13 protein-coding genes and 1 pseudogene are annotated in these 13,529 nt (G+C 65.2%); 6 read left to right on the top strand and 8 right to left on the bottom strand.

Annotation, left to right across the window (positions count from 1 at the left end):
• The first annotated feature begins 23 nt into the window (after nt 1–23).
• Nucleotides 24–821 carry an amidohydrolase gene (locus ABB29_RS10215; protein WP_057658707.1) on the top strand — a complete coding sequence of 266 codons (798 nt, stop codon included), beginning with the start codon at nt 24–26 and terminating at the stop codon, nt 819–821.
• Between the two features lie 402 nt (nt 822–1,223).
• Here ABB29_RS10215 and ABB29_RS16715 read toward each other — a convergent pair whose 3' ends face one another.
• The 3 genes from ABB29_RS16715 to ABB29_RS10200 are packed head-to-tail and all read right to left on the bottom strand — an operon-like array spanning nt 1,224 to nt 4,750.
• Complete coding sequence (locus ABB29_RS16715) at nt 1,224–1,640, bottom strand: hypothetical protein (protein ID WP_057658705.1); 417 nt, start codon at nt 1,638–1,640, stop codon at nt 1,224–1,226.
• The gene (locus ABB29_RS10205; protein WP_083487775.1) at nt 1,637–2,842 is read right to left on the bottom strand and encodes a PQQ-dependent sugar dehydrogenase; all 1,206 of its coding nucleotides are present in this window, start codon (nt 2,840–2,842) and stop codon (nt 1,637–1,639) included. Before ABB29_RS10205 ends, ABB29_RS16715 begins: the two co-directional genes overlap by 4 nt.
• Nucleotides 2,843–2,887: 45 nt before the next feature.
• The gene (locus ABB29_RS10200) at nt 2,888–4,750 is read right to left on the bottom strand and encodes an ABC transporter ATP-binding protein (RefSeq protein ID WP_057658703.1); all 1,863 of its coding nucleotides are present in this window, start codon (nt 4,748–4,750) and stop codon (nt 2,888–2,890) included.
• 83 nt (nt 4,751–4,833) lie between these two features.
• Here ABB29_RS10200 and ABB29_RS10195 point away from each other — a divergent pair, with 83 nt between their 5' ends.
• Entirely contained in the window at nt 4,834–6,435 is a 1,602-nt protein-coding gene (locus ABB29_RS10195; RefSeq protein WP_157062600.1) for a S8 family peptidase, read from the top strand.
• A 176-nt stretch (nt 6,436–6,611) separates the two neighbouring features.
• Here the strand turns inward: ABB29_RS10195 and ABB29_RS10190 are convergent.
• Nucleotides 6,612–7,211 (bottom strand): annotated as a pseudogene (locus tag ABB29_RS10190) (trimeric intracellular cation channel family protein); the annotation flags it as partial.
• Between the two features lie 132 nt (nt 7,212–7,343).
• Here ABB29_RS10190 and ABB29_RS10185 point away from each other — a divergent pair.
• The 3 genes from ABB29_RS10185 to ABB29_RS10175 are packed head-to-tail and all read left to right on the top strand — an operon-like array spanning nt 7,344 to nt 10,325.
• Nucleotides 7,344–8,915 carry a fumarate hydratase gene (locus ABB29_RS10185; RefSeq protein ID WP_057659417.1) on the top strand — a complete coding sequence of 524 codons (1,572 nt, stop codon included), beginning with the start codon at nt 7,344–7,346 and terminating at the stop codon, nt 8,913–8,915.
• An 18-nt stretch (nt 8,916–8,933) separates the two neighbouring features.
• Complete coding sequence (locus ABB29_RS10180; RefSeq protein ID WP_057658698.1) at nt 8,934–9,653, top strand: Rossmann-fold NAD(P)-binding domain-containing protein; 720 nt, start codon at nt 8,934–8,936, stop codon at nt 9,651–9,653.
• A gap of 36 nt (nt 9,654–9,689) precedes the next feature.
• On the top strand, nt 9,690–10,325 hold the full coding sequence (locus ABB29_RS10175; RefSeq protein ID WP_057658696.1) for a glutathione S-transferase family protein: 636 nt from the start codon (nt 9,690–9,692) through the stop codon (nt 10,323–10,325).
• A 31-nt stretch (nt 10,326–10,356) separates the two neighbouring features.
• Here the strand turns inward: ABB29_RS10175 and arsC are convergent, their stop codons facing one another.
• From arsC to ABB29_RS10160, 3 genes are read right to left on the bottom strand one after another with little or no spacing between them, the layout of a single operon-like run.
• Nucleotides 10,357–10,707: an arsenate reductase (glutaredoxin) gene (arsC, locus tag ABB29_RS10170; protein ID WP_057658694.1), complete on the bottom strand. Its 351-nt coding sequence runs from the start codon at nt 10,705–10,707 to the stop codon at nt 10,357–10,359.
• A complete protein-coding gene (locus ABB29_RS10165) occupies nt 10,707–11,870 on the bottom strand; it encodes a phospholipase A (RefSeq protein ID WP_057658692.1) in 1,164 nt (387 codons plus the stop codon). The genes arsC and ABB29_RS10165 overlap by 1 nt, the downstream gene beginning before the upstream one ends.
• Nucleotides 11,871–11,922: 52 nt before the next feature.
• Nucleotides 11,923–12,408 (bottom strand): DUF456 domain-containing protein, encoded by a 486-nt coding sequence (locus ABB29_RS10160; RefSeq protein WP_057658690.1) that lies wholly within the window; start codon nt 12,406–12,408, stop codon nt 11,923–11,925.
• 239 nt (nt 12,409–12,647) lie between these two features.
• Between ABB29_RS10160 and ABB29_RS10155 the strand changes: the two genes are divergently transcribed.
• Nucleotides 12,648–12,857: a cold-shock protein gene (locus tag ABB29_RS10155; RefSeq protein WP_057658689.1), complete on the top strand. Its 210-nt coding sequence runs from the start codon at nt 12,648–12,650 to the stop codon at nt 12,855–12,857.
• 109 nt (nt 12,858–12,966) lie between these two features.
• Here ABB29_RS10155 and ABB29_RS10150 read toward each other — a convergent pair whose 3' ends face one another.
• Nucleotides 12,967–13,446, bottom strand: a complete 480-nt coding sequence (locus ABB29_RS10150) for a glycine zipper 2TM domain-containing protein (RefSeq protein WP_057658687.1) — start codon at nt 13,444–13,446, stop codon at nt 12,967–12,969.
• Nucleotides 13,447–13,529 lie beyond the last annotated feature (83 nt).

The following is a 13,529-nucleotide window of genomic DNA, read 5'->3' as shown; positions in this document are numbered from 1 at the left end:
GCGCACGGACGAGGAAACCGGATATGCAGGACCTGAGGATTTCGCTGGTACAGGGCGCCACCCGTTGGCACGACCCGGCCGCCAATCGCGACTACTACGGCGATCTGATCGCGCCGTTGGCGGGCAGCACCGATCTGGTGGTGTTGCCTGAGACCTTTACCAGCGGCTTCAGCAACGATGCCATTGATCGTGCCGAGGACATGGATGGCCCGACCGTGGCCTGGCTGCGCGCGCAGGCGCGCTCGCTGGATACGGCGGTCACCGGCAGTGTCCAGATCAAGACCGCCGAAGGCGTATTCAATCGGATGCTGTGGGCAACTCCCGACGGCGAGCTGCGCCATTACGACAAACGCCATCTGTTCCGCTATGCCAACGAACACAAACGCTACGCCGCCGGACGTGAGCGGCTGACCGTGGAGTGGAAAGGCTGGCGGATCAATCCGCAGGTCTGCTACGACCTGCGCTTTCCGGTGTTCTGCCGCAATCGCCATGATGTCGAGCGTCCCGGGCAGATGGATTACGACCTGCAGCTGTTCGTCGCCAACTGGCCGGCGGTGCGCGCCTATCCATGGAAAACCCTGCTGCGCGCCCGTGCCATCGAAAACCTGGCCTACGTGGTCGGCGTCAACCGGGTCGGCACCGACGGCAACCAGCTGGCCTACGCCGGCGACAGCGCGGTGATCGATTTCCTCGGCATGCCGCTGATCGAAATGGGTGCTGAAGAAGGCGTCCTCAGCACCACGATTTCAGCCCAGGCGCTGGCCGATCACCGGGCGCATTTCCCGGCGATGCTGGACGCCGATCGCTTCGAATGGCGCTGAACCACCATCAACCGTAGAGCGGAGCTCGCTCCGCTGCACCGGCCTGCAGGACGGCTTGCTTGAGCCTTTAGCGCAGCAAGCTGCGCTCTACGGGGGTAATGCGGTTTCCAACATTTCCGTAGAGCGGAGCTCGCTCCGCTGCACCGGCCTGCATGACGGGTTGCTTGAGCTCTCAGCGCAGCAAGCTGCGCTCTACGGGGGTAGTGCGGTTTCCAACATTTCCGTAGAGCGGAGCTTGCTCCGCTGTCCCGGCCAGCAGGACGGGTTGTTTGAGGCTTCAGCGCAGCAAGCTGCGCTCTACGTGGGTGCTGCGGTTTCCAACATTTCCGTAGAGCGGAGCTCGCTCCGCTGCACCGGCCACCAGGACGGGTTGTTTGAGCCTTTAGCGCAGCAAGCTGCGCTCTACTTGAAACTCAGTTCGAACGAGGTCAGGAACGGCGTTTGTGGTGGCGCTGGCAACTGCCGGCCTTGCAAGGTTTTCTGCACGCAGATCGACAATGGCGAGTTGCCCTTGCGCCAGGTCCTGCCAATCCTGCCTGCGGCGTCCAGCTGCACCACCACCACGAATGGCGACAGATCCGGCGCCGGGGTCTTGCAAGCCGGCAGGGTCTGGTCGAGCAGGGCGCTCTGGGCGCTGATCAGCGCCGCGCGCTGGTCCGGGGCCATCGCCGCCTCATCGCTGTCGGCACGGGCCTTGGCTTCGTCGTAACCGGCAACTGGCGGTCCAGCGTTGTCGGCCGGGCCTTGCGCCAGCACTGCGAATGCCATGCAGCTGCCGAGCAGACACAACAGGCCAGCAGCTGGCGCGACGATCTTCATGGTGCCTCCGGCGGCATGATCCGCAGCAGTTGGCCTTCATCTTCATCGGTCAGCACGTAGATTGCGCCGTTGTCGGCGACCCGCACATCGCGCACGCGCTGCTTCAGGTCACCCAGCAGCCGCTCTTCCTCGACGATGCGATCACCTTTCAACTGCAGGCGGATCAGGTTCTGCTCGACCAGCGAGCCGAGGAACAGGCTGTCGTTCCACGGCTTGCCGGTATGGCCGGTGTAGAACGCCATGCCGCTGAGCGCGGGCGACTTGGCCCAGACATGATAGGGACGCTCCATGCCTGGCTTGTCCTTGCCTTCGGCTTCCGGGATCGGCAGGCCGGAGTAATTGATGCCGTCGGTGATGATCGGCCAGCCATAGTTCCTGCCCGGCTGCGGCAGGTTGATCTCGTCGCCGCCGCGCGGGCCATGCTCGGATTGCCACAGTTTGCCGGTGCGCGGATCGACCGCCAGGCCCTGCATGTTGCGATGGCCGTAACTCCAGATCTCGGGGCGCGCCCCGGACTGGCCGACGAAAGGATTGTCGGCGGGCACGCTGCCATCCAGGTTCAGGCGCACCAGTTTGCCCTGGAGCTTGCCCAGATCCTGGGCCATCATCCGCTGCTGGCGCTCGCCCTGGCTGATGAAAATGTGGCCGTCATGATCGAAGGCCAGTCGCGAACCAAAGTGGTTCTTGCCTTCGACCTTGGGCTGTTGCTGGTAGATGCGGGTGACATCGACCAGACCGTTGTCGGTCAGCGTGGCGTAGGCGACGGCGGTGCCGGCCAGATCACCTTCGCCCGGTTCGGCGTAACTGAAATAGATGCGCTGGCTGCTGGTGAAATCCGGTGCTAGCACCACGTCCAGCAGTCCGCCCTGGCCCTGCGCATAGACCGCCGGCAGTCCGCTCAACGGCGCCGAGACCGTACCGTCGGCGCTGATCCGGCGCAGGCGGCCGGGGCGTTCGGTGACCAGCAGGCTGCCGTCGGGCAGCGGTGCCAGCGCCCACGGGTGTTCCAGGCCACTGGCAATTACCAGCGTGGTGTAGTCGCCCTGGCTGCTGCTGGCCTGTACCGGCGCGGCGGTGCTGGCCTTGGCCGGGGCCTGGTCGCCAGCGGCCGCGGTGCCGTTGGCTTGTGGCTGGCACGCGGCCAGTGCCGTGGCGGTCAGCAGCGACAGCGCGGTTCGGACCAGTAGATGCGGGGTGTTCATCGGGATCGAGCTCCTCGAAAGTCGTCGGCGCGGAGGTGGCAGGTCTCAACGATAGCCTGCGGCCTGCAGTTCGAACAGTTCCGCGTAGCGACCACCCGCGGCCAGCAGCTGTTCGTGGGTGCCGCTGGCTTCCAGCCGGCCTTCGTTGAGCACCAGGATCCGATCCGCCATCCGCACGCTGGAAAAACGATGCGAGATGAGCACCGCGGTGCGCTGGTCGGACAGTTCCTTGAAGCGCTGGAAGACATCGAACTCCGAGCGTGCATCCAGTGCGGCGGTGGGTTCGTCCAGGATCATCACCTGCGCGTCGCGCATGTAGGCGCGGGCGATGGCGATCTTCTGCCATTGGCCGCCGGACAGATCGACCCCGGTCTTGAAGCGGCGGCCAATCAGCTGGTCGTAACCGTTGGGTAGTGCGTCGATGACCTGATCGGCCATCGCCCGCTGTGCGGCATCGCGGATCCGGCTCTGGTCGTGCATCGCGTCGATCTGGCCGACACCGATGTTCTCGCCGGCGGTCAGGTGGTAGCGGACGAAATCCTGGAAGATCACGCCGATATTGGCGCGCAACTGATCCAGATCGTAGTCACGCAGATCATGGCCATCCAGCAGAATGCGCCCCTCGTCCGGGTCGTACAGCCGCGCCAGCAGCTTGACCAGAGTGGTCTTGCCGGCGCCGTTCTCGCCGACCAGCGCCAGCACCTCGCCGGCGCGCAGTTCGAACTGCAGTCCGCGTACCGCCCAGCGCTCGGCGTCCGGATAGCGGAAGCCGACGTTCTCGAACACGAAGCCCTGCCGGATCGGCTGCGGGAATGGCAGCGGGTCTGGCGGTGAAGTGATTTCGGGCTTGATCGCGAAGAAGGAAAACAGATCGTCCAGGTACAACGCCTGTCCAGCGACCTGCGAGAAACCGATCAACAGGCCTTCCAGCAATTGCCGCAGGCGCAGGAAGCTGCCGGCAAGGAAAGTCAGATCGCCGATGCTGAAGTCACCGCGCACCGTGCGCAACGCGATGTAGCCGTAAGCCACGTAATAGCCCAGCGTGCCCAGGCCAGCCAGCAGCGTGCCCCAGATCGCGCGGCGGCGGGCGAGGGCGCGGTTGGCGCGATAGAAACCTTCCGCCAGGGTCCGATAGCGCGACACCAGGAAGGTGTGCAGATTGAAAATTTTCACTTCCTTGGCCGACTCGACGCTGGCGCCGGTCTGGCGGACGTATTCGAGCTGGCGGCGCTCCGGTGTCCACTGGAAGTTGAGGTTGTAACCGAGCGCGTTGAAGTGCGCTTCGCCGATGAAGGCCGGGATCAGGGCCAGCGCCAGCAGCACGATCAACCACGGCGCGTAGACCAGCAGGCCGGCGGCGAAGCTGGCCACGGTGATCGCATCCTGCAGCTGGCCGAACAGCATGCTCATCAGGTTGACCCGGCCCATGGTCTGCCGACGCGCGCGGTCGAGCTTGTCCTGCAGATCCGGGTCTTCGAAATCTTCCAGATCCAGGGTCGCGGCGTGCTCCATCAGGCGGATGCTGGTGGCATTGGTGAACAGCTCCGACAACAGGCCGTCGGCGTAGCTGACGATGCGGCCGAGCAGATCCGACAGGATCGCCAGCCCGAATTCCAGTGCCAGCAACAGCAGCAGGTGGTTGAGCACACCTTGTCGCCAGTAATCGAGCAGGTCGTGCGGCAGGCCCAGGGCGACCAGCCGGATGGCTTCGTCGATGATCAATTTGCCGACGTACAGGGTCAGCACCGGCAACAACGCACGCAGCAACCGCAGACCGAGGCTGGCCAGGGTCAAGCCCGGACTGGTCTGCCAGATCTGGCGCAGGAATGGCGGCAGGTTGCGCATCGCATTGAAGCGCTCGCGCAGGCTGGGACGTTGAGTGCTGGTGTTTATGGTGACTCTCTGCACAGTTCAATCATTAACAGAATGACAGATATGGTGGGAACCGCTACTAATTCCACGTAGTTCGAACGATGTAACACGGGGGATGCGTGCATCGCGTTATCAAGATGATCTGGGGTCTGGGCCTGATGGTCGCGATGGCGACGGCATGGGCGGACCCGGTGTCGCCGCAGGCGCAGATGGCGGTCCAGCAGCACGGCAGGGCGCGGGTGATGGTGATGCTGGATTCCACCGCCGGCAACCGCGTGCCATCCATGTCGGCGACATCCCTGCCGGCCGGCGGACTGGCGCTGGCGGCGAAGCAGCGGGCCCGCCGGGTCAGCCAGGACCGGGACGCACTGCTTTCGACCTTGCCGCGCGGTGGCTATCGCGTGCGCCGCAGTTTCGCGCAGGTGCCCGCGCTGGTGATGGACGTGGATGCTCAGGCGCTGCAACGATTACGGCGCAATCCCCGCGTGCTCGGCGTCGACCTGGACCGTGGCGGCACCGGCGCCTCGGTCGCGCCGGACGAATCTTCGGTCGTCAATGGGGTCAGCCTGCTGCAGCCGGCCAGCCTGGATGGCCGTGGCATGAAAGTGGCGGTCATCGACACCGGCGTCGACAGTGATCACCCGGACATCGCCGCGCAACTGCTGGATGAGCAGTGCTTCTGCTCGCTTGCCGACGGCGACCGCGGCTGCTGCCCGAATGGATTGACCAGCCAGTCAGGCAAGGGCGCGGCCGAGGACGACAATGGCCATGGCAGCAACGTGGCCGGGATCATCGTCGGCCAGGGCAGGGTGGCGCCGCGTGGCGCCGTGCCGGCGGCGCAGCTGGTCGCGGTCAAGGTGCTGGACCGCCAGAACAACTTCTGCTGTTCGTCGGACGTGGTCGCGGCGCTGGACTGGCTGGCCAGTCATCATCCCGACGTCGATGTCGTCAACCTCAGCCTCGGCAGCTGGGATCTGTATGCCGGCAGTTGCGACAACAGCCGCTCCTCCACGCGCGCGCTCAAGTCCGCGGTGGATCGCTTGACCGAGCTGGGAGCGGTGGTGGTCGCGTCGGCTGGCAACCAGGGCAGCGCCAACGCGATGTCGGCGCCGGCCTGCCTGAGCAACGTGCTGGGGGTCGCCGCGGCCTGGGATGTCAACGCCGGTCCGGCGACTCTGCTGGGCTGTACCGAAGCCTCGCGCGCGCCGCGCCAGCCGGCCTGTTTCAGCAACCGCAGCGCCACCACTGCACTGTATGCCGCCGGCGCGATGGTGACCTCGGTCGGCCTCGCTGGCGGCACCTCGGTGTTCGGCGGGACTTCGCAGGCAGCGCCGATGGTCGCGGCCTGCCAGCTGGCATTGAAGCAGGCCGCGCCAGCAGCCACGGTCGTGCAGCGGATGGACGCCGTGCGCCTGTCCTATTCGCGGGTAACCGATATCGTCAGTGGACGCGGATATGCGTTTCTTGACTGCCCGGATGCGGTGGACCTGCTGCAGCCCGGATACTTCAGCTCGCCGAGGCAACCGATTGCCGTGCGCGGTGCGCAGCCGTTGATACCACCGCGCGGCCCACGCACGAGCGGCAGCAGTGTCGCAGTCGGGCCGCTGCTGGCGACCACCGCAACTGCAACTGTCCAGCCCGATGCGCTTGCGGCAATCCGGGCGCGAACCTCGCCACCGCGCAGTTCAAGGCTGCTGCGCGTGCGCGAACTCGAGCCTTAGCCAGGCAGCGGCGACAGCAAGCTGGAACAAAGCGGTTGCCTTCGACGAGGCCCGCACTTGTCCGCCTGCGCAATAGGCTGTCAGCGCCGCCGGCGCCGGCGGATGACCGGCTTGCGCACCGGTCCGGGGCCGACCTTGCTGTCGAGATCCTCGCTTTCACCGGCCTGCGACTGCAATGCCACCGGCAGGTGCCAGCCATGGCGCAGGGCCATCATCCGCAGGCCGAAACAGACGACCATGCCTGCGTAAGCCACCGGTTGCGCCGGCAGTCCCAGCACGTGGCCGAGCGCGACCATGCTGGCGCCGGCCAGCGCCGCCACCGCGTACAGCTCCGCGCGCAGCACCTGCGGGACCTGGGCCAGCAGAATGTCGCGGGCAATGCCGCCGCCGATCCCGGTCAGCATGCCCAGGCCGGCGGCCGCTGCCGGTGGCATGCCGGCGTCCAGCGCTTTCTGGGTGCCAGCGACCGCGAACAGGGCCAAGCCGAGCGCGTCGAACATTCGCACCGGGTATTGCAGGCGTTCGATCAGCGGGCTCCAGTAGAACGCCACGACCCCGGCGACCAGCGACACGCTGGCATAGCGCCAGTCGCTGAGTGCGGCCGGCGGCAGGGCGTGGATGAGGATGTCGCGCATGATGCCGCCGACACTGGCGGCGGCGAACGAAACCACCAGCACGCCGAACAGATCCAGCCGGTGGCGCACGCCGAGGGTGCCGCCGGAAAGCGCGAAGACGAAGGTGCCGACGAGGTCCAGGACCAGGATGGTGGTTTCCATCCGCGCCATTGTGCTGGCAGCCCGGCGGATCGCCAAATCCGGCCGGCCGGGCATGCGGGCGTCGGCGCTGGAACCAGCGCGGCGGGCATTGGAATTACAATAGGCGTCCCCTCCGCCAGCCCGATGCCCGCCGTGAGCCACGCCAGTTCGAATGCCACCGATGCCTTTTCCAACCGCCAGCCGGTTTCCATCAGACAGGAAGATCTGATCCAGTCCATTGCCGATGCACTGCAGTACATCAGCTACTACCACCCGGTGGACTACATCAAGAGCCTGGCCGCGGCTTACGAGCGCGAGGAATCGGTGGCGGCCAAGGACGCAATCGCCCAGATCCTGATCAATTCACGGATGTGTGCCGAAGGCCATCGGCCGATCTGCCAGGACACCGGCATCGTCACCGTGTTCCTGGAAATCGGCATGGACGTGCGCTGGGACGACGCCAGCATGAGCGTGGAGGACATGGCCAATGAAGGCGTGCGCCGCGCCTACAACCATCCCGACAACAAACTGCGGGCCAGCGTGCTGGCCGACCCGGCCGGCAAACGCCAGAACACCCGCGACAACACCCCGGGCGTGGTCAACGTCAAGATCGTACCCGGCAACAAGGTCGATGTGATCGTCGCTGCCAAGGGGGGCGGTTCCGAAGCCAAGTCCAAGTTCGCCATGCTCAACCCATCCGATTCCATCGTCGACTGGGTACTCAGGACGGTGCCGACGATGGGCGCGGGCTGGTGCCCGCCGGGCATGCTCGGCATCGGTATCGGCGGCACCGCCGAGAAGGCGATGCTGCTGGCCAAGGAATCGCTGATGGAGCCGATCGACATCACCGAACTGCAGGCCCGTGGTCCCCGCAACCGCGCCGAAGAACTGCGCCTTGAACTGTACGACAAGGTCAACGCGCTCGGCATCGGTGCCCAGGGCCTGGGTGGCCTGACCACCGTGCTCGACATCAAGGTCAAGGATTTCCCGACCCACGCGGCCAACCTGCCGGTGGCGATGATTCCCAACTGCGCCGCGACCCGCCACGCCCATTTCACCCTCGATGGCAGTGGCGCGGTGATGCTGGATCCGCCCTCGCTGGAAGACTGGCCGACGCTGACCTATGACGCCAGCAAGGGTACCCGCGTCGATCTCGACAGCATCACCCCCGAGCAGGTCGCCAGCTGGAAGCCGGGCCAGACCCTGCTGCTCAATGGCAAGCTGCTGACCGGGCGCGACGCCGCCCACAAGCGGATGGTCGACATGCTCAACAAGGGCGAGCCGTTGCCGGTGGATTTGCGCGGTCGGTTCATTTACTACGTCGGTCCGGTCGATCCGGTCCGCGATGAGGTGGTCGGCCCGGCTGGCCCGACCACTGCCACCCGCATGGACAAGTTCACCGAACAGGTACTGGCGCAGACCGGGCTGCTGGGGATGGTCGGCAAGGCCGAACGCGGCCCAATGGCGATTGAGGCGATCAAGAAGCACAAGTCGGCATACCTGATGGCCGTCGGCGGCGCCGCTTACCTGGTGTCCAAGGCGATCAAGGCGGCCAGGGTGGTCGGCTTTGCCGATCTGGGCATGGAAGCCATCTATGAATTCACGGTGCAGGACATGCCGGTGACGGTGGCGGTCGATTCCAGCGGCGAGTCGGTGCACAAGACCGGGCCGCGCGAGTGGCAGGCGCGCATCGGCAAGATTCCGGTGGTGGTGGAAGCGGTCTGACCGGAGGAGCGGGATCTCATGGATGAATCAAGGCAGGCCACGGCCGATGTGTTGTTTGCCGGCGCCACCGGACTGGTCGGTGGGCTGGCGATGCCCGGCCTGCTGGCCCGCGCGCAATCGGCGGGATTCGATATCTGGTCGCCGGTCCGCCGCGAGACCGGACTACGGCATCCACGCCTGCGCGGCATCCGTTGCGATCTGCCGAGCACGGCCGGCCAACGTTATGTCGAGCAATGGTTGCAACAGGGGCAGGCCCGTCTGGATGTGTTCGCCTGCTGCCTGGGTACCACGCTCAAGGCCGCCGGCTCGCGGCAGGCATTCGAGGCCGTGGATCTGGAACTGGTCCTGCGGCTGGCGCGGTTGGCCCACCAGCATGGTGCGCGGCACGCGGTGGTGATGTCCTCGGTCGGCGCATCGCCGCGTTCGCGCAGCTTCTACCTGCGGGTCAAGGGGCGCATGGAACAGGAGCTGGGGCAGGTCGGCTTCCAGCGTATCGACATCCTGCGTCCGAGCCTGCTGCTCGGCCATCGCAGCCAGCCACGCGGCGGCGAACAGCTCGGCCAGCGCCTGTCGCGGCTGTACAACGGCCTGCTGCTCGGCCCGTTGCGCGATTACCGTGCAATCCCCGCCCAGACAGTGGCCGAGGCATTGGTCGAGCTCTGCCGCCAGTCCGGCAACGGTATACATGTGCACCACCATGACGCGCTGCTGGCGCTGGCCCGCGGCGCAAGCCGATGATGCATCGCTGACATCCCACCCGACGAGACCCGACCCATGAGCGCGACCCTGTATACCTCCTTCAGTACCGCCGGCCTGGTGGTGCACTGGCTGCTCATCGAACTGCAGGTACCGCATGACTTGACCGTGCTGGATTTCGAAAAGCGCGAGCAGAAGGCCCCGGGTTACCTCGCCCTCAATCCGGCCGGGGTAGTGCCGACGCTGGTGCTGGACGGGCAGGTGATGACCGAAGCTGCCGCCATCGTCATGCACCTGGCCGATCTGTTCCCGGAAGCGGCGCTGGCGCCGCCATTGGGGTCGTTGCAACGGTCGCAGTACTACCGCTGGATGTTGTTCATGGCCAACACCCTGCAGCCGGCCTATCGCGCCTGGTTCTATCCGGACGAGCCGGCTGGCCCGGCCCAGCGCGAGGCCAGCCGCGAACAGGCGCGATTGAAACTGGAAGCCGGCTGGCAGCAGGTCGCCGACCACCTGCAGGTCAATGGGCCGTACCTGTTGGGCGAAAAGTCGAGCGCGGCCGATTTCATGCTGACCATGTTGATGCGCTGGTCGCGCAACATGCCACGCCCCACTGACAGCTGGCCGGTACTGAAGGCGCACGCCGACGCGATGAAAGCGATGCCCAGTTTCAAGGAAACCTATCGCCGCGAAGGCCTGACCGACTGGACCTGAGGCCCCGCCGCCAGTCGCGCCGGCGAGTAGGTCAAAGCAGTTCCAGCACCCGCTCCGGTGGCCGGCACAGGCGGGCGCCCCGGCTGGTGACCACGATCGGGCGGTTGATCAACCGCGGATGCCGTTGCATGGCGTCCAGCAAGTCGTCGTCATCCAGCTGCGGGTCGTCCAGCCCCAGCGTCCGGTATTCGTCCTCGCCGCTGCGCAGCAGTTCGCGTGCCGGCAGTTGCATGCCGGCCAGCAGGGCCCGCAGCGTCGGCACCGACGGCGGCGCTTGCAGATAGTGGATGATGCACGGTTCGATGCCATGCTCCCGCAACAGCTGCAGGGTCTGCCGCGACTTGCTGCAGGACGGGTTGTGGTAAATCGTCACCTCGTCCATCAGTACCATTCCAGCAGCGACACGCCCAGGCCGAGGTAGGTGGCCTTGTGGTTGTAGTCGATCAGGCTCTCGCCGTAGCCATGGAACAACTGCAGGTGGCCGCGCAACTGGCGGCTGATCGGGAAGCCGTAATCGAACTGCAGCGCGCCATGCGAGCGATCGCCGCCACGCAGGGAATGGCGGCCGAGGACTGTGAATTCATGGCCATCCTTGCTGTAGGTCAGCATCGCGTCGCCACGGCCGACGTAATCCTCGATGTCGGGATTGTTGTCATCGCTGCTGTCTTCATCGAAGCGATACCAGGGCCGGGCGACGAAGGCCCAGTTGTCGCGGTCCAGGCCGAAACTCAGGATCGCCCGGTTCCAGCTGCGCGACAGCGGGTCGCTGCGGCCATTGGACTGATGGACCAGGCTGATGCCGGTCATGCGGCCGTTCCAGCCACCGATGTGGTAGCTGTTGCGGAACACCAGCATCACTTCCGGTTCGTAGTTGGTTTCGCGGAACGGTCGCGAGATGTCACCGTTGTAGACCTGCCAGCGCGAACTCTGGGTGTAGGCGCCCCACAGATCACCATTGTCGCCAAAAATGTTCTCGACGAACTTGGTCTTGAAGCTGAGCTGGAACTTGGCCTCGACGCTGGTCAGCGGCTGCGCCTCGGTGACCGTGTTGTTGGGGTTGGGCGACTGCGGCATCTCGTTCTTGTCACTGGTCCAGAATGCCGGCAGCAGGTACACCGGCTTGTAGCCGCGCATCTGGAACACGCCCAGTTTGGAGTCACGCGCCAGCTCCCAACGGCTGTCCAGCAGCGAACCCTTGCCGGCGTTGGCGACCGCTTCCTCCAGCATCGGGTCGTCGACGCCGTATACCGCCCCCAGCTTGCGGCGACCCTTCTGCAGGGCGCTTTCCTTTGCAGTCGAGTCGGCAACGCGACTTTCATCCAGCGCCTGCTTGGCGGCGGCGGCCTGGGCGTCGGCCAGCTCGGTGTTGTGTGCCTGGCGACCGACTGCGGCGTCGTAGCAGGCCAGGCGTGCGGCGTTGGATTCGACCGCCATGCAGGCCTCGGGTGTCGACGGCATCGGTTGCACTTCCTGCGCCGCGGCGGCGGAAGCGGCCAGCAGGGGAATCAGGACCGCAAGCGGCGTCAGGGCGAAAGTCGTTTTCATGGATACCTTGTTGGAAAAGAGTTCACTGGACAGCTGATCGGGCACGCCAGCCTCAGAAAAACCACGCCACTATAAACAGGCCGAGCATGGCGAAGGCCAGCCCCAGCTTCAGGACCACGCCCAGGACAATCCCCAGCCAGGTGCCAACTCCGACGCGGGTAGCCTTGCCCAACGCAGGCTGGTGCCACAACTCACCCAGCAATGCGCCGAAGAAGGGCCCGGCGAACAGCCCGATGGGGCCAAAGAACAAACCGACCAGGGTGCCGACTGCGGCGCCCAGCAGCGCCTTGCGGCTGGCACCGACCCGCTGTGCGCCCACGACCGTGGCGAAGATATCGACCGCGACCGAGAGCACCGTCAGCAGGCCCAGCACCACCAGCGTGACCCAGCCGACCTGCTGGAAGTCGCCGGCCCAGGCCGCCAGCAGCATGCCAATGAACACCAGTGGCAGTCCGGGAAGTGCCGGAAGTACTACGCCGGCCAGCCCGGCCAGCATCAGAATCACCGCTAGAACGTAGTACAGCGACTGGGTATCCAACTAATTCTCCTAGGCAATCAACAGCTTGGCTGTTTATAAACGTGACGTGAACTGTTTGCAATTTCACATTTCTCGGGTTAACGTGCAGCCGCTGTGTTTGTCAAGTCACCGTGAATCGTGGCCTGATGCGGTAGAGAACGATGATCCCTGAACATCACTGTACTGCTTGTCCCTCGCTTCCTCCTTGCAACCAGCCGTCCTGCGTGACGTATCCACCACCTGATCCAAGGAGCAAGTCGATGTCTGATCGTGAAACAGGAACCGTCAAATGGTTCAACGATGCGAAAGGGTTTGGCTTTATCAGTCGTGAAAATGGTGAAGATGTATTCGTCCACTTCCGAGCCATCCAGAGCCAGGGGTTCAAGAGCCTCAAGGAAGGCCAGAAGGTAACGTTCACCGTCGTCCAGGGCCAGAAAGGCCTGCAGGCCGACGCTGTGGAGCCGATGTAACGGCTGCATGGTCCGAGCCAGGCACGTTCACTGGATGTGCCCAGTTCAACTGCACAACAAGAAGCCCGGTAGAACCGGGCTTCTTTTGTTTTACCCCGGGCGCAACGACTCAGCGTAGAACCACCTTGCCGTTCTGTACCCGCACGTAGGTATTCTCGCGGATGCCGCCCAGATCATGCTGGTTGACGGTGATGCGGCGGCCATCATCCATGCGCACGGTGATGTCGTAGGTATCGCCGGTGGTGCGCTTCTGTATCGCGTTGCCTGCGACCGCGCCGGCCGCCGCGCCGGCCACCGTCGAGATGTTCTTGTTGCCGTCGCTGCCGCCGGTCTGCTGGGAGATTTCGCGACCGGCCACGGCACCGACGATGCCGCCGAGGATGGCGCCGGTCGCCGACGGCGTGCCGCTGCCGGGCACGGTGCGGATGTCCTCGACAATGCCGCAATCGGCGCAGTAGGCACTGCTGCTGGAAGAAGAGGGGTAGCTGCCCTGGCTGCCATAGCTGCTGCCGTAGCCGGGCGAGGTGCTGGCGCAGCCGGCCAGTGTCGCGATGGCGGTAATGCCCAAAGCCAGTAGAGCGGTTTTCATGCGTGTCTCCTCGACGTGTTCACTTCAGGACGGTCCGGTCACGGACCTGGTGAAAGCATCCTGTGCAGAACTATGTGAACGTG

This window comes from Pseudoxanthomonas dokdonensis (genome assembly GCF_001431405.1).
GTDB lineage: Bacteria > Pseudomonadota > Gammaproteobacteria > Xanthomonadales > Xanthomonadaceae > Pseudoxanthomonas_A > Pseudoxanthomonas_A dokdonensis.
The sequence above is the reverse complement of the archived record's forward strand: the minus strand, read 5'-3'. Positions and strand labels throughout refer to the sequence as shown.